At 38.2% G+C, this 23,996-nt stretch carries 26 protein-coding genes, 1 rRNA gene and 1 pseudogene; 5 read left to right on the forward strand and 23 right to left on the reverse strand.

Annotated features, from left to right (window positions below; translation table 11 throughout):
* Both BM195_RS17110 and BM195_RS17115 read right to left on the reverse strand, forming a co-directional pair.
* A 16S ribosomal RNA gene (locus BM195_RS17110) occupies positions 1–202 on the reverse strand; the annotation flags it as partial.
* A 479-nt stretch (positions 203–681) separates the two neighbouring features.
* Positions 682–903, reverse strand: a complete 222-nt coding sequence (locus BM195_RS17115; protein WP_090241409.1) for a hypothetical protein — start codon at positions 901–903, stop codon at positions 682–684.
* Positions 904–1,426: 523 nt separating this feature from the next.
* On the opposite strand from BM195_RS17115, the gene pdaB reads away from it, so the two are divergent.
* Positions 1,427–2,185 (forward strand): polysaccharide deacetylase family sporulation protein PdaB, encoded by a 759-nt coding sequence (gene pdaB / locus BM195_RS17120; protein ID WP_090241310.1) that lies wholly within the window; start codon positions 1,427–1,429, stop codon positions 2,183–2,185.
* A 252-nt stretch (positions 2,186–2,437) separates the two neighbouring features.
* Here pdaB and BM195_RS17125 read toward each other — a convergent pair whose 3' ends face one another.
* Complete coding sequence (locus BM195_RS17125) at positions 2,438–3,085, reverse strand: KinB-signaling pathway activation protein (protein WP_090241312.1); 648 nt, start codon at positions 3,083–3,085, stop codon at positions 2,438–2,440.
* Between the two features lie 132 nt (positions 3,086–3,217).
* Between BM195_RS17125 and gerD the strand changes: the two genes are divergently transcribed.
* On the forward strand, positions 3,218–3,877 hold the full coding sequence (gene gerD, locus BM195_RS17130) for a spore germination lipoprotein GerD (RefSeq protein WP_090241315.1): 660 nt from the start codon (positions 3,218–3,220) through the stop codon (positions 3,875–3,877).
* A 229-nt stretch (positions 3,878–4,106) separates the two neighbouring features.
* Here the strand turns inward: gerD and BM195_RS17135 are convergent, their stop codons facing one another.
* Positions 4,107–5,165, reverse strand: a complete 1,059-nt coding sequence (locus BM195_RS17135) for an Mrp/NBP35 family ATP-binding protein (RefSeq protein WP_090241317.1) — start codon at positions 5,163–5,165, stop codon at positions 4,107–4,109.
* 115 nt (positions 5,166–5,280) lie between these two features.
* On the reverse strand, positions 5,281–6,000 hold the full coding sequence (cwlD, locus tag BM195_RS17140; RefSeq protein ID WP_090241320.1) for an N-acetylmuramoyl-L-alanine amidase CwlD: 720 nt from the start codon (positions 5,998–6,000) through the stop codon (positions 5,281–5,283).
* A gap of 421 nt (positions 6,001–6,421) precedes the next feature.
* Between cwlD and BM195_RS17145 the strand changes: the two genes are divergently transcribed.
* Positions 6,422–6,835, forward strand: a complete 414-nt coding sequence (locus BM195_RS17145) for a DUF948 domain-containing protein (RefSeq protein ID WP_090241323.1) — start codon at positions 6,422–6,424, stop codon at positions 6,833–6,835.
* Between the two features lie 202 nt (positions 6,836–7,037).
* Here the strand turns inward: BM195_RS17145 and BM195_RS17150 are convergent, their stop codons facing one another.
* The 8 genes from BM195_RS17150 to BM195_RS19245 all read right to left on the reverse strand — a co-directional run bounded on the left by BM195_RS17150 (position 7,038) and on the right by BM195_RS19245 (position 12,946).
* A complete protein-coding gene (locus BM195_RS17150; protein WP_090241325.1) occupies positions 7,038–7,394 on the reverse strand; it encodes a DUF948 domain-containing protein in 357 nt (118 codons plus the stop codon).
* Positions 7,395–7,469: 75 nt separating this feature from the next.
* On the reverse strand, positions 7,470–7,871 hold the full coding sequence (locus BM195_RS17155) for a DUF948 domain-containing protein (RefSeq protein ID WP_090241328.1): 402 nt from the start codon (positions 7,869–7,871) through the stop codon (positions 7,470–7,472).
* An 86-nt stretch (positions 7,872–7,957) separates the two neighbouring features.
* Complete coding sequence (locus BM195_RS17160; RefSeq protein WP_090241330.1) at positions 7,958–9,301, reverse strand: efflux RND transporter periplasmic adaptor subunit; 1,344 nt, start codon at positions 9,299–9,301, stop codon at positions 7,958–7,960.
* Entirely contained in the window at positions 9,298–9,972 is a 675-nt protein-coding gene (locus tag BM195_RS17165; protein WP_090241333.1) for a hypothetical protein, read from the reverse strand. Before BM195_RS17165 ends, BM195_RS17160 begins: the two co-directional genes overlap by 4 nt.
* A 124-nt stretch (positions 9,973–10,096) precedes the next feature.
* Positions 10,097–11,269 carry a GNAT family N-acetyltransferase gene (locus tag BM195_RS17170; RefSeq protein ID WP_090241336.1) on the reverse strand — a complete coding sequence of 391 codons (1,173 nt, stop codon included), beginning with the start codon at positions 11,267–11,269 and terminating at the stop codon, positions 10,097–10,099.
* A 464-nt stretch (positions 11,270–11,733) separates the two neighbouring features.
* Positions 11,734–12,114 carry a VOC family protein gene (locus BM195_RS17175; protein WP_090241339.1) on the reverse strand — a complete coding sequence of 127 codons (381 nt, stop codon included), beginning with the start codon at positions 12,112–12,114 and terminating at the stop codon, positions 11,734–11,736.
* Between the two features lie 39 nt (positions 12,115–12,153).
* Positions 12,154–12,612 (reverse strand): helix-hairpin-helix domain-containing protein, encoded by a 459-nt coding sequence (locus BM195_RS17180; protein WP_090241342.1) that lies wholly within the window; start codon positions 12,610–12,612, stop codon positions 12,154–12,156.
* An 88-nt stretch (positions 12,613–12,700) separates the two neighbouring features.
* Positions 12,701–12,946: a helix-turn-helix domain-containing protein gene (locus tag BM195_RS19245; protein WP_090241344.1), complete on the reverse strand. Its 246-nt coding sequence runs from the start codon at positions 12,944–12,946 to the stop codon at positions 12,701–12,703.
* A gap of 102 nt (positions 12,947–13,048) precedes the next feature.
* On the opposite strand from BM195_RS19245, the gene BM195_RS18730 reads away from it, so the two are divergent.
* Complete coding sequence (locus BM195_RS18730) at positions 13,049–13,330, forward strand: site-specific integrase (protein ID WP_244535795.1); 282 nt, start codon at positions 13,049–13,051, stop codon at positions 13,328–13,330.
* A 193-nt stretch (positions 13,331–13,523) separates the two neighbouring features.
* A complete protein-coding gene (locus BM195_RS18735) occupies positions 13,524–13,658 on the forward strand; it encodes a hypothetical protein (RefSeq protein WP_244535797.1) in 135 nt (44 codons plus the stop codon).
* Positions 13,659–14,485: 827 nt separating this feature from the next.
* Here the strand turns inward: BM195_RS18735 and BM195_RS17195 are convergent.
* The 10 genes and pseudogenes from BM195_RS17195 to BM195_RS17245 all read right to left on the reverse strand — a co-directional run bounded on the left by BM195_RS17195 (position 14,486) and on the right by BM195_RS17245 (position 23,988).
* The gene (locus BM195_RS17195; protein ID WP_090241347.1) at positions 14,486–15,487 is read right to left on the reverse strand and encodes a hypothetical protein; all 1,002 of its coding nucleotides are present in this window, start codon (positions 15,485–15,487) and stop codon (positions 14,486–14,488) included.
* Positions 15,488–15,713: 226 nt separating this feature from the next.
* Entirely contained in the window at positions 15,714–16,610 is an 897-nt protein-coding gene (locus tag BM195_RS17200; protein ID WP_139224021.1) for a hypothetical protein, read from the reverse strand.
* Positions 16,611–16,806: 196 nt separating this feature from the next.
* On the reverse strand, positions 16,807–17,493 hold the full coding sequence (locus BM195_RS17205) for a hypothetical protein (RefSeq protein WP_090241353.1): 687 nt from the start codon (positions 17,491–17,493) through the stop codon (positions 16,807–16,809).
* Between the two features lie 59 nt (positions 17,494–17,552).
* Positions 17,553–18,566 carry an AAA family ATPase gene (locus BM195_RS17210; protein WP_090241355.1) on the reverse strand — a complete coding sequence of 338 codons (1,014 nt, stop codon included), beginning with the start codon at positions 18,564–18,566 and terminating at the stop codon, positions 17,553–17,555.
* Positions 18,567–18,597: 31 nt separating this feature from the next.
* Positions 18,598–19,128: a hypothetical protein gene (locus tag BM195_RS17215; RefSeq protein ID WP_090241358.1), complete on the reverse strand. Its 531-nt coding sequence runs from the start codon at positions 19,126–19,128 to the stop codon at positions 18,598–18,600.
* Entirely contained in the window at positions 19,128–19,667 is a 540-nt protein-coding gene (locus tag BM195_RS17220) for a hypothetical protein (RefSeq protein WP_090241361.1), read from the reverse strand. Before BM195_RS17220 ends, BM195_RS17215 begins: the two co-directional genes overlap by 1 nt.
* A pseudogene (locus BM195_RS19250) lies at positions 19,607–20,529 on the reverse strand (AbrB family transcriptional regulator). The gene BM195_RS17220 and the pseudogene BM195_RS19250 overlap by 61 nt, the downstream one beginning before the upstream one ends.
* 154 nt (positions 20,530–20,683) lie before the next feature.
* Positions 20,684–21,652 carry a D-2-hydroxyacid dehydrogenase family protein gene (locus BM195_RS17235; RefSeq protein ID WP_244535796.1) on the reverse strand — a complete coding sequence of 323 codons (969 nt, stop codon included), beginning with the start codon at positions 21,650–21,652 and terminating at the stop codon, positions 20,684–20,686.
* A 1-nt stretch (position 21,653) separates the two neighbouring features.
* Positions 21,654–22,616: a DUF4387 family protein gene (locus BM195_RS19035; RefSeq protein WP_170848296.1), complete on the reverse strand. Its 963-nt coding sequence runs from the start codon at positions 22,614–22,616 to the stop codon at positions 21,654–21,656.
* Positions 22,609–23,988, reverse strand: a complete 1,380-nt coding sequence (locus tag BM195_RS17245) for an acyclic terpene utilization AtuA family protein (protein WP_090241369.1) — start codon at positions 23,986–23,988, stop codon at positions 22,609–22,611. The genes BM195_RS19035 and BM195_RS17245 overlap by 8 nt, the downstream gene beginning before the upstream one ends.
* Positions 23,989–23,996 lie beyond the last annotated feature (8 nt).

Raw genomic sequence — 23,996 nt, forward strand, 5'->3', positions numbered from 1 at the left:
CCAAAAGTGTTATCCGGTATTAGCTCGCGTTTCCGCGAGTTATCCCGGTCTTACAGGCAGGTTGCCCACGTGTTACTCACCCGTCCGCCGCTCGTTCCACAAACGTCCATCCGAAGATTTCAGTTTGCTTCCCGCGCTCGACTTGCATGTATTAGGCACGCCGCCAGCGTTCGTCCTGAGCCAAGATCAAACTCTCCAATAAAGTTGTCATAAGACTGACACCGATCAGCCTTATCAATATCTCAGCTTCAAAAATTGATTCAGGGGGGCAAAGAAGCTCTCATCGGCATATAACCGATTTCTAGCTCCCTGCCTCTGACATCTGTTTAGGCATCTTTCTTGGTTGTTTTGTTCAGTTTTCAAAGATCAATTATCTCTATGTCGTTTTTAGCGACGAATTATAATTTATCATGCTTGCAACAAAATGTCAATAACTTTTTTAATCGAATTGTTTCGGCAAAAACGTTATTGTTTTGCTGACAACAAAAAATAATATAGCATAATTAATTGCGTAGTTCAATAGGAAATTAAAAATATTATAGATCAAATTTAAGATACCATTCCAAAAAGGTATGTGCCTAAACAGATGGCTGGACGACGCACGATACAGACCGTTCCAGTGATAAACGCAATAAACGATCATAAGAGGACCAAACCTGTATCAGTCAAAACAATTCCCTTTTACTGACCACCGGTACGTTTAGGCATATACTTCATGCATTCCTCTCTGCTGGCGATACGCCGATACAGATTAAATATTGTCTGATAGCGTTCCTTCATGGCACTTTTTACCATCTGATCGATTCGATGGTCTTCCATGTCCATTAGCAATTCCTCTAATTCACGTTTGATTAAATATTCCATTTCCTTTTGTTCTTGATCATTAATCAAAAATCCAAGCATGATGACACCTGACCTTCTAAATTTAAGTAGATATATTACTGTATTAAATATTTCGTTCTGTTCCTGTGCAATCATCCGTTATACTCCCGCGACAGAACTTGAAAAGTGAAGCACTCAGCTGGGGAGGTCGGGCACGCAAGACACAGGGCACAAATACATTGAAACAAGATAGCTGCATAAATTGGGTTCTTTTCAAATTTTGTGCGGAAATCGCAGACACAGGACAAGGAAAGCTGCGCAGTGATGCATCACACGAAGAAAAAATGCTTTCCTTTTTCGAGGACGCCTGAGATTTTATCCTTTGTTCATTTTCTTCAGTGAGGAAAGAACGCCCCACTGATGGAAGTTTCACTTAAATAACCCTCAGACAAGATAATAACATGTACAGACATTACTATTCCCCGAATCATGGATGTTTTATCCCCCATTCTACATACATTCATTACTTTTTCCTGCAGGCTTGTTCATATTGAGACGTTCCAATCATAGAATAAAATAAGGATTGTTTGAGAGGAATGATGCCATGGATCATTTTTATGTGATGAAGTTTAGGAAGTGGAAACGTTATGCTGTTGTGGTATTACTAGCATTTTTTGCTGCCATATTTCTTTGGTTTGAGCGGGATGGTACATTTTCAGTTTTATCCAGCAATGAGTCATTAGCACTGACGAAAGGAAATGCTGATGAGCCTGATATTGCCTTAACCTTTAATATTAGCTGGGGAGAAGAAAAGGTTCATGATATTTTGGACAAGCTTGAACAGCATCAGGTACAAGCCACGTTTTTTGTCAGTGGGGAGTGGGCTGAACGCCACCCGGAAATTTTGGAAGATATAACGGAACAAGAGCATGAACTAGGTATGCTCGGATATCGCTATGAAAGCTACCTTGATCAGGAATTGGATGAAGTTCGTAAAGATTTATTGGAGGCAAAGGACGTATTCGACAAACTGGGATATGAAGATATCGACCTTTTACGTCCGCCGAATGGTCATTTTAAAGAAGAAATTATTGAATTAGCTGAAGAACAGGGATTTACGGTTACACACTGGAATGTCAACCCGAATGACTGGGAAAACCCGGGAACCCAGCAAATCACGAATGTGGTGATGGAACAAACGTCGAACGGGGATATTATTTTACTGCATGCATCGGACTCGGTTAAACAAACTGCCGAGGCTTTGCAGACGATATTGCCAGGGCTTAAAAATAAAGATTTTCAATTTGTTACCATAACAGAACTGATTAACCAGGCACACGCCGAATCAAAACTCGCTGATTAAGCGAATGGTAAAAGGCAGTGTCAGCCATAAAGTGAAACTTCATTCAGTGAGAGCTCTTTCTCACTGAATGTTAGTTGAACAGAATCGGACCTTTACAGGCAGTTGTTTCCTGATGCTTTTTCAGTCCTTCTCCAACTTTAATGTGGGAACTTACTGCCTGTTAAGGCGGGGTAAAGTGAAACAACATGTAACCAGACTCCTGACCACCACAGTGAAAACCCCAATGTGCGCTGACACATTGGGGCTGGCACATTATGCTTTTTTTGTACTTGTCTTTGCTGATGTAGTCTGATTCGCATTGCCGTCCGACTTTCCACTGCCGGTCAGCCGGTGTAGTATGAGTAACTGATACGTATTGCATGCGAGCAACGGTATGATCATAAGCCACGCATAATCGGTTCCGCTTGTGCGCAGTCCCGGCACCCACTCGATTGCTGTCATAACGACCATCAGGAACAATGCCGGTATAAATGCCCTCCGATTCGTCTGACGCGCTTTGATTTCCGAGATAATCCAGCCATAGGCAAGAATCGCTGCCGCCATTAAAATAAACCAGACAATGGAGATATCGCCATTCACACCAGTATACGGGAAGTAAATCAAATCAAACACAACAAATGCAATCAGCAGCACCTGAACCGTTGGCCAAAACGTCCGGAACAGACTGAGGCCAAACCGGTTAATAAATAAATAAGCAAAAAACCCGGTTTGACTAATAACACTGAATACAAAGCCTAATCCGAGAAAGAATAAAACAACACCTATTAATTCAAAACCATTAAATGGATCTAAATTATTTGTATAATATGCAGGTTTTACAAAAAAACTGGTCAATAACCCAGCAGCCCCGCCAATCAGTAACGTTTTCACAAACAAGCCTACCCATTTTCGACTGTTCACTTCATTTCCTCCTAAGAATGATGTTCAATCCACACCATATTTTAGCATGAACAAGTGCGTTTTTCCTCCCGTAAGTACATAATTTCTCGCTTTTTACACATATTAAATATGACAGGAAGGAGGATCTGAACCATGTTTCGGATGTCTTTTATTTCCCTTTTCCTATTGTCCGCATTATTCATCTCCGGCTGTAATGGGCAAGGTGCCTCCGGGGAGGAAGCGGATTATGATACAACGAAAAAGATGGTAGTTGACATATTGCAAACAGAAGATGGAAAAAAAGCACTTCAGGACATTATGTCTGATCAAAATATGAAAGAGCAGCTTATTATGGATTCTGATGCTGTTCAACAATCAGTAGAGAAAGCACTTACTTCGGATAAAGGCAAAGATATGTGGAAAAAATTATTTGAGGATCCATCGTTCGTGAAAACATTTGCACAGTCAATGGCTGACGAACAAAAAAAGTTAATGAAGGATCTGATGAGTGATTCAGAATTTCAACAGCAAATGATTGATCTGCTGAAAGACCCCCAGATGACCGAGCAAATGCTTAATGTTATGAAAAGCCAGGAATTCAGTAAACACTTGGAGGATACCATCCAACAAACACTTCAAACGCCGACGTTCCAAGAGAAAATAAGTGAAGTGCTGCTAAAAGCCGCGGAAGAACAAAACAAGCAACAGGGTCAGCAGTCGCAGGATGGCGGCGGATCCGGCGGTGGTGGCGCTTCTGGCGGCTCAGGCGGCGGGGGCGGTGGATCTGATGGCGGGGGCGGTGGCGGACCGTAATTCCAGCCTGGTACGCCGACGTCTCACCACATTCCCACAGTTTACCTGTATGATGCTGCAGAAAAACTTGGCATTCACATCATACATGGAATGAAAAACCCTATTTTTTCCAAAAAGCAAAGTAGCGTCTATACTTTTTACCGCTATAAAAAAGAGGTGACAAAACACGCCACCTCTTTTTTATGAAAGAAAACACATGTTGGTTATAAAAAGGATGCCTCAGCCTTTGTTATGCTTCCACTTTTGCAACAATTTTAGACGCCATTTTATGGTATTCCTTCCCGATTGGATGGTCTTCCTGGTAAACGGATGGCGCGAATTCATCATCTTCTTCGTATGGCTGTTGCAGAGGCAGGTGTCCCAGCACTTTCGTTTTTAGTACGTCAGCAAGCTTTTGTCCGCCGCCTTTCCCGAACACGTACTCTTTTTCCCCGGTATTTTTGCTTTCATAATAGGCCATGTTTTCAATAACACCGAGGATTTCATGTTCTGTTTTAATGGCCATCTGTCCGGCACGTGCTGCCACAAATGCTGCTGATGGATGTGGTGTCGTGACAATTACCTCCTTGGCTGATGGGATCATTTCATGTACATCCATCGCAATATCTCCTGTTCCTGGCGGGAGGTCAAGCAAGAGGTAATCCAAATCGCCCCATTCCACTTCTTTGAAAAAGCTGTTCAGCATTTTACCTAGCATTGGACCTCTCCAAATGATCGGCGAGTTATCTTCTACAAAGAAGCCCATAGAAATGACTTGTACACCAAAACGTTCAACCGGAATAATTTTTTCTCCACGTACCTGTGGTCTGTTTTCAATGCCCATCATATCCGGAACACTGAACCCATATATATCCGCATCAATGATTCCAACTTTTTTGCCCAGCCGCATGAGTGATATCGCCAGGTTTACCGTTACCGTCGATTTGCCCACACCGCCCTTACCACTCGCAACAGCGATAAATTTAGGCTGTTTGCTGACGCCTAGCAATGACTTCTCCTGTTCCGCTTCTGCTGTCGGTTGATATTCTTGGATGACGTCATCAGGCAATTGTTCAAAACGCAGTCCGACTGTTGATGCACCATTTTTCTTCAAAATGCTGACGATTTCCTGCTGCATTTGCATTTGCTCGGCTGTGTTCGTTTTTGCAATACCGATTTTGACGCTGACATGTTTTTTATCTTCCTTAATCGAAATGCTTTTGACGCCGTCTGTTTCTTCCAGTGTTTTATGTAAAAACGGATCGTTGACAGAGTTGAGCAACTGCCTGACTTCTTCTTGTGTTAACACGGTTCGTCACCATCCCTTTCCTAGCGTATATATAACTTGAATGACAGTAATTTGCATACAACGCTAGTATAACACAAATCACTTAAATTCTAAGTGATACGATTCATGCGAATAATTACTCCTCCTCTTCAGGCGCTTCACTAATATACCGAAGTATTCCTTCATAAATGCTGCCGGCCATTTTTTCCTGATATGAATCCTTTTTTAACATTTCCCGTTCGTGTTCATTGGACAAAAAGCCAATTTCAACAAGTGCACCAGGTACCTCTGCATGTTTCAGCAAGTAGACATTATTTAAAGCAAGTGATTTCCGTGACGTATTTTCTAAATTACGAATGATTTCTGCCTGAATCATTTCAGCCAGGTGTTTGCTTTTCTCTTCTTTTGGATGATAGAACGTTTGCGCGCCATGCCATTTTTCAGATGACAATGCATTCAAATGAAGCGTGATAAAAAAATCAGCATCCCGATCATGAATGAATTGCAGCCTTTCGCGGATATCCTCCGCTTTTCGCCGTGACAATCCTTGGGTATCCTCATCTGCCAGATCCGTATCTTCTTCCCGTGTCAAATAAACTAGCGCACCTGATTGCTGCAAGAAATCACGCGTTTTCTCAGCAACAGCCAGTGCAATATCTTTTTCCAGTGTGTCATCTTTTCCGACAGCTCCACCGTCCACTCCACCATGGCCGGGATCAATGACAATTGTTTTTCCTGACAATGGCAATGACCATGTCTCCCATGTTGAGTCTGCCTTTTGAATCGGATATTGAATCAGAAATGCCAAAACAACAAAACCCGCTGCCCACAAGAGTATCTTCCCAAACCGTTCCATACCGTTCGCCCCTTATCATAATGCTTTCTCTATTGTATGGGACGAGTATGTCGTTTATGATAATATAAAAGAAGGTAATGATAAATGAATGAATCTTTTAAGAAGCTGTTTTCCAAAGATTGTTGTTGAATGAGGGAGAACTGTTTCAGAATTTCTGAGCAGCCCGAACGCACGTAGACTCGTACGGGAACAGTGGCCAAAGTGAGACACACAAAGGCTAAGAACGGCACGTCATGTGCGGACGTCTCCCGTAACCAACATCGTGTTGGCCCAATCTCACGGTTCACCCGTGGAAAGCGAGGAGCGTATGCTTCGCCGAAATAGCTTGCAACACGACAAACAATGTATTCGTCTGCGGCTGCATAACAGCAATCTATACGAAAAGACCCTAAAAACAGCCAAACTGGAAGGAGAATGATAAATGGATTGGATAGGTATTGGAATGATCATCATCGGACTTGCATTGCTCGGGCTGGTTTTCCTGTTGATCAAACCGCTTCAAAAGTTGACAGCAGTGCTTTCAGGCCTCCAGAACACCACAAATGAGCTGCCGGTTCAAGTGGCTGATATAATGGCAGGTACCAAAAACACACTGAATTCAGCCAATAACGTCATCAGGCAATTGAACGAACAGCTCGGCAAACTGGGCACTGCTTTTCAAATCATCGGTCATGTCGGTCAGTCGATGCAAAACCTTTTCGCGGTTATGACCAGTATCAATAAAGAAATGGAGAGAAAAACGGACAATGCCATGATGAGTCGTTACCACCTGGAAGGAATCTATGGTGTGATGGCATTGGGCTATGCTATATTTCAGCGTCAAAAAACGAAATGACAAAAACCTTTGATCGTTCCTTACGTGCACGTGTATTCAAGCTGCTAGTTACAAATCAACAATCTTGAAGAAAAGAGCCTTCTTTTAAGGTGAACAAATCATTCCTATTTTTGACGTTATAAAATCATAAACATCTTAATAATCCCGTACCACTTTGAAGGTGATACGGGATACCTTTCGAGACTTAGTTCAATTACACATGCTATCTCGGGTCAGCACCTTGCTCTTCCTTTTTTTCCGCTTTTTTATTCATATTCACACTGAATCTGGCCAGAGGGGTCGTTAGTTTCCTGGACATTTCACCGACATCATTGACCATATAAAATAAAGGACTTAAAGTGCGGAGCTTGTCGTTCACTTCCGAAATCGTCACATTTGTCTGACTGAGCATCTGTCCTGTTTCCCTGAAAATATCATCAAGCTGCTGCGGCATCTGTTCTACTGTTTTTTCTATTCCGCGGAGCACATTTGCCAGGTTATTTAAGGTCCAGGCCAAATAGACAGCTATGACGAGAAATGCTACACCAATCAATAAGACACCTATTCCGGTCAAACTCATATATATCCCTCATCTCCTATTATTTCGATTCAGCTCCTTGTCATCCGAGACATATTGTTGGCGGGTGGAGCAATCTCATTTTACCTTTTTATAGAGCTTGTACACTACGTCAAACCATTTGATCGTTTCCGTCATTCGGGTCCGATACTTGGGTGATGTAAATGATGACGCGTTTTCTGTTTGCTTGTTCAAAAACCGGCTCCCCTCATGAACGGAAGTCCCTAAATTTTCGAGTGTTCCAAACAGATTGTCCGCAGCAGCCAGCTTATCCTGCAGATCATCGACTGTTTTCCCGGTCTCATCCACTGTTTTGCGCAATTCAGGCGTGATATGGTGCAATTTTTGCTCTACTTCGCCTAATGTTTCACTGAGACTTTCCATCGTATCTGCAGCACGCTTCAATACGAGAGAAGCATAAATGACTACGAGGGCAAACGCTAAAGCACCTATTAAAACGCCTATGTAGACAAAGTCCATATCATATGCCCCTCCTTTGAACCATCATTCCAGGATGTTAACAAAATACGGCTTATAGGCGGTATCTCCAAGTTTATTTTTCCTGTTCACCGTGACAATAATCCTGTAACAAAATATCTTTTCCAGTCCACATTATCATATTTCCCCGGATTTTTCCATTCTATGTCATCCAGCTTCAACGGCGTGATGAATATGGAATCATTGTGAAATTGCGCTCGATCAGATTCAGCAATCAACACACCAGGTTCAGCTCCCTCGGTGATTTCAACCAGCTCATCCATTCGTATCCCTGTTTCGACAGTGTGTTTCACCAATAATCCGTTATTTGCCATTTTCCATATCTGACCGTCAACAAGCTGTTTATCCATTACCACGGTGGCCCCGACAGATTCATTCGTTGTGATCAACAAGTCGGCATGATAGCCGGGCAGCAAACCTTCCATGGCTGTTTGTTCTCCACCTTCTGTTACCGGTGCTTCTGTTTGCTCTGTTTCGGATGAGTCTTCAGGCTGTCCTAATTCTGCCTGTCCTTCTGGTGCTTCATTTTCGACCGTTTCTTTCGTTTCTGCTTCTTCATCTAAACTTGCCGCAAACGAATAGATACTTGACCCATGGACGTCTGCTGTTTTAGGTGTATCACTGATGTCACTCAACGTCCCCTGCAAAACCGTTTCATTTTCCCTGATGTCCACCTCAACAGGCATGTCCTGTTCAACTTCCATCCGTTCAGTTTCCGTTAGCTCTCCTTCTGCTTGCAGCTGCAAATCCCGGATCCTCACAACCGGGTTTTCCAGAGAATCGGATATAGCCGTCACCTCTCCTTGATACGGACTTTCCACGGTAATGGTCTCCCCGGTCGAGTCCAACTCCGATATTTGTGTCTGGATACTTTGCAGCTCGGCTTCCTTCTGTGCGCGTTCGTTTTCCTTTTCAGTGATATATTGTTCTTTCATATAGTTGGCATCAACCGATCGGCTCGTCATCTCCAGTGTACTGTTCTCATCTTCAAATTCCGTGTTCTCATCGGTCTCCGGAATCGGATAATCAGCCATCGATGCAATCGCCGCTTCAATTGCCTCAATTTCACCCGTCAGTTTTTGCTGCTCATGTTCAAGATCAGCCCTTGTTTCGGCATAATGTTCAACCTCATACGTAAAAAGCTGATCACCGGTATTCACGACATCCCCCTCTTCAACGAGGAATTCCTGAAAACGCCCCTGTTCCTGATCGAAATATACATTTTTTTCCGCAACTGCCGACAAGACACCTGCTGTTTCAATCGTTTCATACATATCATTTTCAAACGTTTCCGACCAGTCTTTAATGTAGGATAGCCGCGCCACTTTTCCCTCATCATCCATATAAACAAGTAAACAATTCATGACGATAAACACAATCACGATCGTCACAATAATCTTCCCGCGACTCATGCAAACCACCCGCTTATCAGATGACTATCCAGAAAGGCGAGTGCAGCAGCACCAGCCCAGGAAAAAAGATGTATGGCAATCACCATCACCCAAATCCAGTGTTTTTGAATCGGTGACAGATAGCTTAGAAACTTCACCTGAAACCAGATGATCCATAGCTGAAACAGTGAAATCGTTCCGAAAAAGATAATCACCCACGATATATCCGTAAAATAGGAAGTAATGATACCGAGTGACCATGGTGACACAAACCAGTCGAGCCCTGCATAGACAGCCAGTGGTATCCACACAACCCGTTCGATCAACAGGACAAGCAGGACGATTTGCTGCATAATCAATAATTTCTTGTAGGGAATATCAATAAAAGCATAAAAAATCAATGATGGGATCCATAACACCAGTAAAGCAAATATAATGCCAAAAGCCATTCGTCCCAATACAAACCAGACCTTGCCCGCCTCGTACTGAAACGGTGTCAGTGCTGTTGCATCACCGGAAAGCACACCGGATCCGATACCGAGAATAGCCATCCACGTATACACAGCTGCACTGCCAATGATCAGCCATACGCAACTTTTCCACACATTTTTCAGGGATTCCGCTTTTTTTATCCGAAATAAATGATCATCAATGGGAAAGAAGAATTTTGCGGGATTTACGCGATATAGCATGTGCGACATTCCTTTAGTCAATAATGGTTCATTCGTCTATTTGATATCTATTTTAACGTAATATGCAAAAATATCACACTAATTTTAATATTTTTTGTGATAATGAGTCGTATTTCCCAGTTGATTAATAGAAATCAGGGAAATATGTCTGCCGGTTCGGAATAATGTTTTCCATTCGTTCGATATGTTCTTGACTGCCACGAATTAATCCTGCACGATATAACTCAGCCGGTCGTTTGTAGCCAAGGAGCATGGATGTCAGCTGCTCCAAACCGCAATGAATGCCACTTTCCAGTCCAGTGCTGTTCTGCAAATGCGTCACGTTTGTGTCAGAGCCGATTTGTGACAGCTGATAAACACCGCTGTTTTCCGGTAAAAACCGATCGTCAATATGTAATATAATGGATGCATTTGTTCCGCCATGAAACGGATATTGCTTTAAAAATGCCAAAACATCGACAATACGTGCCATGAAATAGGGATTGATTTTCTGATCAAACTGCGGTTCATCGACAATCAGCGAAAGGTTGTCATTTTCCGGGACGACCATTTCGACCGTTTCCGCCATTGAATCATGGTTGGCGATAAATTGCAGCAGCAGCTTTTGTGCATTCAGTGTGTTGTACACCAATTCATGAACGGTCACTTTTTCTTCTTTTACTTTGTAAAGGATGTACCCTTGCGCCTTGCCGCCTTCGCTATAGGCAACAGCTTTAAGCCAATCCCCTTTCAGAACACGCTGCTCCCACCACGATGCGTCACGGACAAGCGTCCCATTAAACGTTTTGGCATATTCTGTGTAAATCGTGTGCAGAATCGCCATGTCATTCTTTATGCGGCGGATATATCCGCTTGTATCCCATTGTCGCTTTAAATGAGCCATCGGGATCTGATATTCCTTTTCCGAGAACGCATGCTCCCAGCCATATTTCCGGTAAAAAGCAAACGAAAACGGATGAAGAAAGGATAAAGTTTGTCCATGTTGCCGCATATCGTGCAGTGTATGATACAGCAGTTGTTTCACCGCTCCCTGCCTGCGATACTCCGGCCATGTCGCCACAGAACATATCCCACCCATTTCAAACACTTTCCCGTTCACATAACAGGAAAGCGGGATCAGGTGCAGTTTGGCCGCCAGCTGATCATCTTCCATCCACCCCCATATAATGTGCCGTTTCGTTTCTTCTTGTTTCTTTTTCAGCGCATCCTCTGTCAGGTCATATTGAAAAGCGAATTGCGACAACTTGAAAATCGCATCAGCATCTGTTTCTGCAAATAACTGTTTAACCTCTGCCAATATATACTCCCCCCCTGTCTAATGCTGTTATGATTATGATACAGGGAATCAGTGGAAAATGGAATGGTGATGTTTAAAAAAGCCCCCTTCCCCGCAAAGGAAAGAGAGCCTCTTTTCAACAAAACATCTATTAACGTTTTGAGAAATATACTTTCTAATTCTAAGGAGAACCAAATCCTTAAAATCCTTTTATATCAATAACCAATAAAGTTATAATTAGATAAAAAAGTATAAATCTGTATAGAAAATGATGTAATTTGGACCAACTTGAACCAATGATAGATGTTAGTTGAATACAATATTAATTATTCTTTTATATCTAACCCATAGCTCTTACCATTAACTTCAATAATGTATTAAATTTAATTTATTATTTAGCTCAACATGCCGATATAGCTACCGAAATGATGACTCCTAAGACTTTTTACTAACGTACCCGTTAATGGAATAAGAACAAATTTAGATTAGATGTTTTCATAAATTTCTATCAGTGAACCAGCAGGGTCTCTAAAATGAGCTACTTTAATACCCCAATCTTTTTGCTCAGTAGGCTCAGTTATAAAATTCACTTTTCCTTTTAATTCTTGATGTTTTTCTTCAACACTATTCACTTTAAAAATCAAAGCTGTTTTATCTACCTTATCAATCAAAGTTACATATTCCACACCTATTGCTTCAACCATTTGTTTACGTTTAAAAATTCCTAAAGTACAACCGTTAAATTTAAAGTCAGCATAATTGGAGTTTTCATTTCCCCAAGACAATTCAAATCCCAACACATCTTTATAAAAAAAGAAACATTCTTTATAGTTATCAACAAGTAACCGAGTATGTGTAAGTTCCATTCAAAAAAACCTCCCGTTTTTTAAAAATATTATACTATTTTACTCAAACCATGCCTTTATAGGTCTATTTTCAGGAAAACCATTTATTTCTCGATATGCCTTTCTTTCTTCTGTAAAATCAAACCACTGTTTACTGGTCTTAGGGTTGTTTGCATAGTTAATCACACAACGAATTTGGTCTTCAACACAACTATCAATCCATACACCTAATTGTTTTTCTAATTGGTCAAAAAGTTGAGCAGCATTCTTGTCCTTAATTTCCGATAGAGATAATATGTTCAACTTAAAAACCAACTTTTCAGCTAATTTATAACCAATAGAAGGAACAGTTTGAAATTCAGCCAATCCCTTTAAAACCTTTGCTTTTGCAAGTGGAATGTATAACATATTGGCTATTTGTTCTGTATTAAAAGTACGTATTTCGCTTATTTTTACTTTAGATTTTCTTAGTTTTGCTTTTTCTTCATTTGTTAATGGTAATTTGGTATTTGAATCCAATAAAACTCCTCTCCTTTATTATTAAAGGTTACTTCTCGGTTAATACAATAAGAGAATCCCTGCTATCAATTGTATAGATAAGCATCTTTTATGTATTGTAAAAATCGGACGGTTTAACAAAAGAAGGTAATTTTCCCATTCGTTTTTTAAAAAATCTAATGAAGTGGGATTGGTCATAAAATCCAAAATCATTAGTTATTTCATAACCTTGTAAAGAAGAGTTATAATCCAGAAACATAAGCGAAGATTGGAAACGAATCACTTGACTGAACCTTTCAGGGCTTATACCAATTATTTCCTGAAACAAACGGTGTATCTTCCTACTACTTGTTATTTCTTTCTTATATCATTAATGGGTACCTTTCCTTGTTCTGAAAAAATTTGATATAAAAAGGAATTACTTTTTTATTTAGGGGATTGAAGGGGCGGAATCACAATGTTAGCAAATGATTTTGCTCGTTTAGTGAAAACACGTGGAGAGAACCCCCCTAAACGAAACAAGGCTTTATCTATTACAGATTTTAAAAAGCTTCGTAATTATTTACAGCATCCAGAAGATGAATTTAACTTACTTGTATTACTTGCATTAGAAACGGGTATGCGACGTGGAGAACTACTAGCAATAAGACCAGAGAGCCTTTATGAATATGGTATAGAAGTTAGACATTCGATTAGTCCTACTTCTGATGATACTTCATTAAAGATACAAAATGCATAACGTGATGTTTCTATAAACAAAGAAGTCTACGAGCTTATTCGTAAAATTCCTGTTAAAGAAAATGGTTATATTTTTAGCTTTGGGGGTTTTAAGCAATCAGAGCTATTAGCGAAATTATTAACGGAATTAAACATTAAAAACGACTTTTCACGGTCTAAGAGATACGCATGCATCTTTTTTATTTGCTCAAGATATAGATATTGCTTATGTATCAAAACGGTTAGGACATATAAATATTCAAACAACACAAAATTATTATCTGGAATTAATGCCAGAAAAAAAGCACCAGCAAGATGCCGATGCTTTAAATCTGTTAAGTGCTTTGTAAGGTTCAAGTTGATTTGAACCAACTTGAACCAAAAAAGCCCTTTAAACATTGATATATCAATGTTTCTATTAACGTTTTGAGAATTGGTATATACTTTAAAACAGGGGTTTAAAGATACTTTTGTATATTTCTTGTATATTACATAAGCTTATCCACAAGTTTTTCAAGCAATTAAAAATAATTAAATATACATTTTTGTACTTTCGTCTAATATATTTTTAAAATTTTCTACAAGAAAATGAGAAGCACTGGTGCCGGAAACCAGTAACAACCTTTTTGGTTATTTTTAAAATGCTTCAACACGCACATTTTGATCATATACTTCAATTTATTTATTTCAGTTTATTTTATCAGTTGATAGAAATTACGATAGAAAAAATGATAGAAGTTGATTGTGTAAACTAATAAGGATCATCGACTGCAAAATAATCCATACAGTGTTATAACAATCTATGTATTGACTGCTGGATATAAATGACCAGGTTTTACATCTGATCATTTACATTCGTACATTTCAGACATACTTTTATCCGTATGCATACATCAGTTTTAAGGGTAACCGGGCGAAGCTTGCTCGGTTATCCCCATTTCAAAATTACAACTCCCCCCATTTGTTGGTCGTCAAAGTAACTATAAAGATAGAGCGTCAATCGATAATCACTTCCATAACGTCATCAAATGGAATCACTATGTCATCTTCATGCTCAAATCTCAATCGAGCAAATGTATCGACCATAAGTAACTTGCCAAATAGCCCCTTGTGCACATTTTCAATCGTTTCACACTCCCCCTGTGAATCCGGGCTTTGTTTATTAGATATTTTAAATTCATTTATTAGCTAAGGCTTTTAAAATATGCAGATTTTCAATCATTGGCTTACTAAAATTAGAATACTTAACAAAATAAGATGCAAGATTCTTTTTAGCTGTTTCAATAAGTTCTTCATCAAAATAAGATATGTCTATATATTCAACTTCCCCATATCTTGCTCTATAAAAAGCAATTTGCTTAATGTTTAAATATTGAAATGAATCATCTATAAAGTAATTTTCGTCTGCATTGTTAATGTCCAAAGAGATTTCATTAAGTAGAAAATATCCCACTATTTGAGCAACCTCTTGCCAGTTATAACCAGGGTTTTTTCCAGTTTTAAAATCATATAGTGTTCCATTAATGATCACATCACCGTCTGCACCTCCTACAAAAGCAGAGGAAACACCGAAATTAGGATTGTAGATGATTTCACTGATTGGTCCGATTGTTGGGATGAACTTTTCTTGAAACACATCACATAGTTGTTCCAAATCTTTAATGACTTCATCCTCTGGATCATCAAAAAACGACTCTTCTAAAAGGCTAGTTGGAGGAAGTCCAGAACGGAAAATGCGTTCAAGTTTAGCTAAGAAACAAACATCTAAAATCAATTCCTTGATATCTCGGTTGTTGTCACAGAATGCCTTTAATCTTTTAATGTTTTTCTTATATTTTTTTTGGAGTTTCGCCTCAATAGAATGATGGTTTTTAAAGTATCTTGATAAGACCATCACTCCACCCTTAGCTGTTAAATTTGAGTAGGATTCAATCCTGTTTTTTTTAACTGTACGGGCCAGCATGATTCTTGCTAAATAATCAAAAGCTATTCCAATAATTACAGAATTATCCCTTTTAACTAGGTCGTAGGGAACTAATGCTCCATAATCAGTTTTAGAAAATGCTTCTTTGCCAGAGATTGTTTGAAATGATTTCTTGTTTGGGATAAATTCCCTTAAAATCGTTTGAAACTCTTTTTGATTAGGTCCTGAACCCTTTAATAAACTAGTGAGAGACATATTTTTCTCCTTTATGCACTTTTAAGTATTCTGCCCTTAACTTAACAACAATTACTTCAATTATGGCCCAATTTGGGAAGAGAATTTATTCCTGATAAATGCCCGAATTGAACGATTTCTTTACCTTGATGCATTAAAAGAAATTGCACTTAATAAAGCTACACCCAGTTAACAAATCCTTCCTGGGGCACAAATTTCTTAATGGTAATACATTAATAAGATTTCTTTATCTTGCAATCTTTATTTCTGGCAAATATATTCTTTGATCAGTAATCCATTTTTCTGGTAAATATTCACTGACAACAGGTCCTTCTTCTTCAAGTCTATCAAAATGTAATACTCCACAACTTTCTTTATCAAATTCCCAAAGAGGTCTACTAGCTAATATTAGCTTGTTCGCGAAATTAATATCGCTGGTGGAAATAATAACTTGTTTTTCTTGTGCTATATCACAAATCAAAGATACTAAAGCATCATCCCTTAGACTATCTAACATCTGAATTGGATCATCTAGAATTATAGTATCTAAGTTTGACTTGTTTTTATCAGAAATTGATTGTTCATTAGCTACTTGTGATAAGAAAATAGATAAGCCTAATAAAGAAAGTTGACCACCACTAAACGCAAATGTACTATTTGAATTGGTGTTTTCGATATAGTGCTCCAAGTCATTTTCAAATTTACGCGGAATTGGTCGGAATATTAAATTTGTTCTTTCTCTTAGGCTTGGTACAACTGCATCAGACATTATAGTTTTCCATGGTGACTCATCTGAAAGAATCTCGAATATAGTTGAAATTCTAGTTGCCATCTTCCCAATTTCTTTATTAGTTTCGTCCGCTTGAATTTTTCTTTGATTCATCTTGTCTTCTTTTAATTTCTCAATATTCGCGTTAATCTTTTCAATTTTTTGGCTTAATTCTGCTTTAGTATCCAATAATTCAATGCTTTGTTCGATAGCATTTAAAAATTCTTCTACATCGTTAAAACTAGCTAAGGCATTAAGTAAAATTTCTTGTTGACGAACGTAGTGATTATATAATTCATTCTTAATTTTTTTAATAGCAACCGAGAAGTTACTTGATTCTAATTCTTGTAATTGTGATTTAATATTACTTTTCATGTCTATGAAAAAATCCATTATATAATTTTCATTCAGATTTTCTTTATATCCAAAATCTGCTGCTTTACTTAGAATATTACTTTTAATTTTATCTATTTGATTTGTAATGTAATTACGTTTTTTAACATTATTGTCATATAAATCCTTTTCCGAATTGACTAATTCGTGAAGAGAATCGTACTCTTCTTTTGTTTTCCTACTTTTTCTCTATATTAGCGAGTACATTTTTTGCTTCCGCCTCACTTGACTCATTAGATCTAAGTAATCCTAAAAACAACTCCTCACTTAAATTTTCAGCTTTTATCTTATAATAGTTAAGCATAGGCTGTAAAAAAGTTCTCAAGAATTTATTTTCTTCTTCCATGTCTTTTATTATCTTTTCAGAATCTCTTAAAGCCTTTTCTTTATCTTCTCTTAAAACCGTTAAATTTTTTATTTCTTTAATTTTATCTTTTATCTTTGTAAACTCACTATTTAACTCTAATAAAGCATGTATACTTCTTTCCTTTTGTTTTTTTATAGATTGCATTAATTGTTCCTCAGAAAGATGATTCACTCCACATAAAGGGCACTGTTTATTTGACACATTTTTGGAAAGTACATCGAAAGATTCTTCTATTTTATTTTGTTCTTCATAGATATTATGGAATCTGTCATCAAACCCGGCCAAGCTGTTTTCCAATGTATTAAGTAGTTTTTTATTATTTTCATCGGAATTTTCACCTAACCATTCTTTTACTTCGTCAATTCTCTTTTTGTGTTCTTCAATACTCACTTTATAACTAATAAATTTTGAATAAGCTTTTTCAATCTCGTTTCTGTCAGTATTGAGTTTATTCAAGTTGTGTTTAATTTTGTTATTCTGTTTTAATATCTGATTCATTTCACTTTTTTTAATTTCTATTTCCCCAAATATTTTAGGATGATTTTGTACCTTTAATTTTAACTTTCTTTCTCTTTGAACATTTGTTCTTGGTTATCTTTTTCAACATTGAGTTTGCTAAAAAGAGTTCTAAGTACTTGAATTTCTTCATCCATATTATTAAGGCTATTCTCTAATTGTTCTATTTGCTTTTTTCTATTATACTCTTTTTGTAAGGTTAATTTTAATTCCTTTTCGAGTTCTTCAACCGATTTTGCAGTTTCATTTTCCTGTCTTTCAGAATTCAAATTTATGTTCTGCTTACGTATTTGATTTATGAAGCCATTTACTGTTCCCTTTCTCTCAGTAATTTTATTGAGAACATTCTTCAGCCACTTTCTCCATTCATCTACTTCTGACAATACAGACATATTATTATTAGGTCTTAATGGCAAGGTTATGATCGTATCCATAGTCTTTTCTATTTCTGTTATCTTCGACCTAAAGTTTTCTAGGAGTCCGGTTTGATCTTTTTCACTTATTTTATTCAATCTGTTTTCAAGATCTGTAAATTGTGACCTTTCATTTTTGAGTTGATCATCCAATTCTTTTACTTTATTATCTAAAAGGGGGGCTAGATTTTCTAATCTATCTCTTCCATTAGCCAAAGCTAACTCCTGTAGTTTTGCTTGAGAAAGCGAATGCGCCCATAATAAGTCATCTCTATTTATAGAGCTATCAAAAAGTGAATCAATTAGTGCACCAGAATCGTAAACCCCGGCTTCATTTCTTATTATTTTTTGTATTTTGTTACTGGATACTTCTTTAAAGTATCCAGTTATTTGAGTTTCTATGTCTGGATTGATTAATGATCTAATATGTGTATTCCTTGCCCTATTCCATTCTTCCTTATAGGGTATGTACCTTGCTATATTATTGTTAAAAAGCCAATCCACCGCATCTTGAAGTGTAGTTTTTCCTCTACCATTTCTGCCATATACTACTGTTAAATTTTCAAAGATATTTAGCGATTGCTTTCGAGAATAAATTCGGAACCCTTCTATATCTAGTTTATTAATTCTGTACTTTTTCAATTCACATCCTCCTCATTCTTAAACAAGTTAGCTATTCGATTTCACCATTCTTAGTTTTTTTAATGGAATACCAAGGGTTAAAACAGGTGTTAACAACTTTCTCAGCAGTATTTTTTATGTCCATATCCTCTGGTAACTCTAATAAAATCTTTCTAAAGTAACGGTTGTCATCTTTCCAGTTTTTTAACCAGGTATTAACTTCAGGGGTGACATTTCCTTTCACTAAGACTATTGCAAGTTGGGAATAACTATATTCTGGACTAATAGAAGAAAGTGTTTGAGTAATAATTGGAGGATAATAATTATTTTCACTCATATCATCATAAACTTGATTTTTTCCTGTTATAATACCAATAATGAAACCATGAATTCCTGTTTTCCCGTACAATATCCAATTTATAGGGTGTCCGTAATTGTACGTATCTATATCCGATTCTATAAATTCAACTTCACTAGGCAATTTGGAATGATAATTTGAATCATTAGATACCAAAGTAAACTGGTCCTTTATACTGTTATATAAACTCCTGGTAAAACCACCATATTTATCCTCTTGAACCATTATGGTCGCCTCGCTCTCATTGGAGGTTTTGTAAAATCTTGATCATTAAGAAATTTTTCTAACTCATCAACCTTAATAACATGAATGTACTTATATTCATTTGGGAATCTTTTTTCTACTGCTTCTAGAACTGCTTTAATTAAATTGTTTATATAGTAATAATATTGAACGTCAATAACTATAATATGACGATGCGTTGGCTGAATTATAACGCCGTCAAAAGTCATAGCTATACCGTTGGCTATTTTATCCTCAGGTACTGTCGGTTTAAATTTGAAAATATGAGCTGATATTGGATTTTCTTTAAATTGTTTACCTGCAATTGTTAAATTAGGGGCAAATTCATTTGGATTTTGTATTAATCCGATATCCTCAATGTAAAGCTTATGCAACGCTAAGCCTAAGTTAGAATCGTTAAATTTATTGTTACTATCTAGTTCTGGATATTTATATACATGATTATTCTTATTGAGCGCCTTTATAGCTTCAAAGTTTGAATGTGCCGTTGAAAGCTTTTCGATTCCAGAATTGAACTCCATATATCAACTTTTGTCCATATAGAAAATATAAAGCTGATTCCTAAGCTCAAGCCTATAAATGACAGTAGTAAGAGTACTCCAAGTTTTTTGATGTTCCATAAAACCTTAAGAGACTCAGGGTCGAACCGGAGACCTATAGAAGCACCTATCAACACCTGTCCGAACCCCGCAACCAGCAAAGGTACTTCTATCATACCTGCAAAGTTCCAAATTACTGTTAAAATAGTAGAATATAATAGTGCTCCAGCAGGCATCGGGAAAATTCGGTAAAGAAATAAGGAAATTAATATTATTATTAATAAGGAGATAAACGACTCCTGAATTTTAGGCAGATCTTCCATAATTGATGTTGAAGTTGATCGACTGATCCCCGCACCTACAAAAAGGGGAATAAAAGTAACAATAAAATCATTCTTGCAGAGTGAAATGCTGCTACAATACGAATGTCTGCACCATTGGTATCTGCAAGACCTAATACTTCAGAAGCACCACCTGGAATAAATGAAAATATCGCTGTTTTCAAATCTAAATTTGTTCTTTTATAAAGAATATATCCAAGTAATAGCCCACTTCCAAGTGTAGCAATCACTCCAAACAAAATAGCAAATCCAAACGTATGGACAGCTCCCCACAGAACATCGATTTCTAACATATTCCCAAGGCTCAACCCAATAAGACCTAAGGCTATAGGAAATAGATGTTTATTCTTTTTTCGAGGTCCAATGGTTAAACGATAAAAAATCCCTGCCGCTAAAGCACCTAAAAGCCACCCTGCCGGAACGTTAAAATGATTAAATATATAGCTTAGAATAAGCACCAATGGCCAAAAAACATACTGACTATTAAAACTAATTATCTTCATCAACGCACCGCCCCAGTGCTTGTCATTCCAATTGTTCCTAATAGAATATCAAATAATACAGCTATATGGTGAAATTATAATAGAAGGTTCCAATAAAACAAAAGAGTAATAAGCCCGCCTCAAAAGAGGACGGGCTCAGATTTTTTCATATTGATTACTCTTCAAGAACTTCTCTATTAAATATATTTCGCGGCTCATTCTTAACAAAATATTGATGAACGTTATCAATCGATCCATTCAGGAAGTTGTTGAATGTTTCCTCTGTCTTCCAGCCAATATGAGATGTAATTAGGGTATTATCAATGGATCGAAAAGGATGGTCTACGGGCAGTGGTTCTTTTTCAAAGACATCTAATCCTGCTCCAGCTATTTCTTTGTTTTGCAGAGCTTGCATGAGTGCCTGCTCCTTAACAACTCTCCCGCGTGACGTATTAATTAAAACTGCACTTGGTTTCATAAGAGCGAAATGTTCCTCTTGCAGCAAATTGGTCGTTTCAGGAACTAAGCGCACATGCAAACTAACAGCATCTGATAACCTTAACAAATTATGTAAAGATGTATATTGCACGCCTTCTTTAGATGCTCGCTGTTCCGTTAATGTTGGACCCCACGCCATCACATTCATTCCAAAAGCCTTGGCCATTTTAGCTACAGAACAACCGATTTTTCCCAATCCAATAATACCAAGGGATTTCCCCCTAAGGTTTGTTCCGATGATTTCCGGCCATGCATTATTTCGCATCGCCCGATCTGTCTCAGCAACTTTTTTAATTAGGTTAAGCATGTAAGCAAACGTCAATTCGGTTACTGCTGCTGTTGACCCCCCAGGTGTTCTCGCTACCGGAATACCGGCTTGATTTAAGGCTTCCATATCCAGGTGAGCCACACCCGTACCTGTCTGAGCGATTAACTTCAGATCCGGCAGGCATTCGATCAACTCTTTGTTAAACTGTGTTCTTTCACGTATTGGAAGCACCGCATCAACATCATGCAATCGATCTACAAGTTCATCAAAGGATGGTTTATCTGTGTATACGGCGACATTTGAAAAAGCCTGCAAGCGTTCCAATGAGGGATGGTTTGTCATATATTTTTCCCAATCATCAAGGATAACTGTTTTCACGCTATGCTCTACCTGCCTTTACTAATTGATTACGAATATATGCGTGAGCTGCTTCGGTATTTCCTATTACATCTCTTTCTCTTACTTCATCTCGTTCCTGCTTTTCGAGAGCCTTATCTAGTGTTTCGTTTTCTCGTTCCTTAGGAATAACAGTGACACCATCTGTATCACCAAGAATTAAATCTCCAGGATGGATTGGTACACCTCCACAAGATATCGGTTCACCTGTTTCGCCAGTGCCATGTTTGTCACTAGCTGCCACGGTTGTCCCGCGACAAAATACTGGATAATTCAACGACTGAATGCCTTGTATATCTCTCACAACACCGTCAATAACTACACCAGCAAGCCCCATCGTTTTTGCTAATCCGATTACAAAATCTCCGCATATTGCATTTTGTTCATAGCCTTTGCCATCTATAATCAGAACATCCCCCGGATTTGCTTCTTCAATGGCCTTAAGAACGAGCAAATTATCAGCTGCCCGTACACGCACTGGATAGGCTGGTCCGATGACAAATAAATCATCTGTGATAGGCTTAATAGCGCTGTCCAAATTTGTTAATCCTTGAAGGGCATCAGACACGCTCGTTGTCTGAATCCCTTCCCAGGCCCCTTTACCATTCCAACCATTACTCTCCTGATCATACTCGCTCAAACCAATTTGTTGTTCCATCAAAGGTACATGGTGTTGTGCACCAAAAAGATCCGTATCATCGATGTCACCCGATATCGATTTTCGTGGGAAACTAACTTTGATCGATTGAGCTTGCTCATATGGGAATATGTCTACTTCGTTCAAATCACATTGATAAATATCAGCGATTTTTTCTCTTGAAAATAACGTGCTTTTTAACACTTTTTCATAGATTGTTTCATCATTGAAAATGACATCAATTGTTATATAAAAAGGACCTGCGTTTTTACTTCGAAGTACATATGCTACATCTTTTAGTTTAGTCATGAACGACTCCAACCTCCTCGACTTGAACTTCAAATAATTCTAAAGGATCATCGAGTTCAACTACGTGGTTTAAGCTGAATCGATAAACTTCACCGACATAGATATCCGGTGGAGAAAAGGGGAATGCAACATTGCCGGAAATAGTTAGCCTGCCTTCAAAGTGACTATGCAAAACCAGGGTTCGAGCAGCAGCAAGAAATGCTTTAGAACGCTCCGGGGAATCTGCAATTAAGTCCAAAAGCAAGGCAATTTCATGAGGTTTTCTTGGGGCAAACTCAAGAGGCCCCAAAACACCGTCTAATCCATAACGATGGATGGTCAATTTATAATCGTCGGAATGAATTGTCGGGTCAATTGATTTTATTTTTCGTTCTAATTCCTGTTCGATGAATGTTTGGTAGTCATCGATCCGATTGATTAATATAGGGTCACGAATTCCTGCCAGGCAAATTGATCGATAACCAATTTTTTCAACGCCTTCTAATTTGACTGTATAAGGATTATTAGTGATGAACTTGGAGCCGGTTACCTTAACTTTTCTTTCATTTACTTGAAGATATTGTGCATTACTCGTATCAAGGATTCCGCCAGGCTCATATAAATGAAAAGGACTGACATTTTCGTACATATTATGTGCAGCAACATTTTTCCAAGGTAATGTCTTATCCGGATTAGGTGTCTCAATTGTAAAGTTCTCATTTCGAATATAGGTCATAATGCAATCGTGGCTTTTAGGGTGTGCTGTTGCAGCGCCGCATTCAATAATTTTGGCTGAATGCCAAGCTGTATCCGGATTGACTCCTTGCCATAAAGGATAAGCAGCAAACACAGAAGCATCTGTCGCCCGACCGGTTACAATAACATCGGCTCTTTGCTCCAAAGCCTTAATAATAGGCTCAGGTCCCATCATCCCGACAACTCGGTGCAAGGATTGTAATGTTTCAGAAGATAGATTCTCAGAAGAACCGATTGGATGTATCTTGCCGGCTATACATTTTTCTATTAAATCTGGACGATTGGGCTCACTATAAATCCATGCGACTTTAAAAGAGTAATCATTTTCTCTAACAATATTACTGATAATATGCCGGAAGTCATCTACACCTTTGTTACATCCGGATCCCCCAGCCGAACCAACGATAACCGGTACGTTATGTTCTTTCCCCGCATTAATCATAAGACGAAGATCCCTTTTAACAGCTTCACGAGACACAAATGACTCTTCACTACCTAAATAATATGGACCAGCATCTGTCGAACCGGCGTCACAGGCAATAAAGTGTGGCTTTTTTTCCATGCAACTATTTAATGATTCTTCGGGGAATCCGTAACCAAGAATCCCCGAAGTTGAAACAGCGCGTACTTCGTGCATGTTGAGCA

It is taken from the genome of Lentibacillus halodurans (genome assembly GCF_900112045.1).
Lineage (GTDB): Bacteria > Bacillota > Bacilli > Bacillales > Amphibacillaceae > Lentibacillus > Lentibacillus halodurans.

Bases quoted from the DNA above. Each gene is read 5' to 3' on its own strand.
- BM195_RS17115 (WP_090241409.1), bottom strand. From the start codon at position 903: ATGCTTGGATTTTTGATTAATGATCAAGAACAAAAGGAAATGGAATAT.
- pdaB (WP_090241310.1), top strand. From the start codon at position 1,427: ATGGATCATTTTTATGTGATGAAGTTTAGGAAGTGGAAACGTTATGCT.
- gerD (WP_090241315.1), top strand. From the start codon at position 3,218: ATGTTTCGGATGTCTTTTATTTCCCTTTTCCTATTGTCCGCATTATTC.
- cwlD (WP_090241320.1), bottom strand. From the start codon at position 6,000: ATGGAACGGTTTGGGAAGATACTCTTGTGGGCAGCGGGTTTTGTTGTT.
- BM195_RS17145 (WP_090241323.1), top strand. From the start codon at position 6,422: ATGGATTGGATAGGTATTGGAATGATCATCATCGGACTTGCATTGCTC.
- BM195_RS17150 (WP_090241325.1), bottom strand. From the start codon at position 7,394: ATGAGTTTGACCGGAATAGGTGTCTTATTGATTGGTGTAGCATTTCTC.
- BM195_RS17155 (WP_090241328.1), bottom strand. From the start codon at position 7,871: ATGGACTTTGTCTACATAGGCGTTTTAATAGGTGCTTTAGCGTTTGCC.
- BM195_RS17160 (WP_090241330.1), bottom strand. From the start codon at position 9,301: ATGAGTCGCGGGAAGATTATTGTGACGATCGTGATTGTGTTTATCGTC.
- BM195_RS17165 (WP_090241333.1), bottom strand. From the start codon at position 9,972: ATGCTATATCGCGTAAATCCCGCAAAATTCTTCTTTCCCATTGATGAT.
- BM195_RS17175 (WP_090241339.1), bottom strand. From the start codon at position 12,114: ATGGAACTTACACATACTCGGTTACTTGTTGATAACTATAAAGAATGT.
- BM195_RS18730 (WP_244535795.1), top strand. From the start codon at position 13,049: ATGTTAGCAAATGATTTTGCTCGTTTAGTGAAAACACGTGGAGAGAAC.
- BM195_RS17195 (WP_090241347.1), bottom strand. From the start codon at position 15,487: ATGTCTCTCACTAGTTTATTAAAGGGTTCAGGACCTAATCAAAAAGAG.
- BM195_RS17200 (WP_139224021.1), bottom strand. From the start codon at position 16,610: ATGAAAAGTAATATTAAATCACAATTACAAGAATTAGAATCAAGTAAC.
- BM195_RS17205 (WP_090241353.1), bottom strand. From the start codon at position 17,493: ATGAATCAGATATTAAAACAGAATAACAAAATTAAACACAACTTGAAT.
- BM195_RS17215 (WP_090241358.1), bottom strand. From the start codon at position 19,128: ATGGTTCAAGAGGATAAATATGGTGGTTTTACCAGGAGTTTATATAAC.
- BM195_RS17220 (WP_090241361.1), bottom strand. From the start codon at position 19,667: ATGGAGTTCAATTCTGGAATCGAAAAGCTTTCAACGGCACATTCAAAC.
- BM195_RS19035 (WP_170848296.1), bottom strand. From the start codon at position 22,616: ATGACTAAACTAAAAGATGTAGCATATGTACTTCGAAGTAAAAACGCA.
- BM195_RS17245 (WP_090241369.1), bottom strand. From the start codon at position 23,988: ATGCACGAAGTACGCGCTGTTTCAACTTCGGGGATTCTTGGTTACGGA.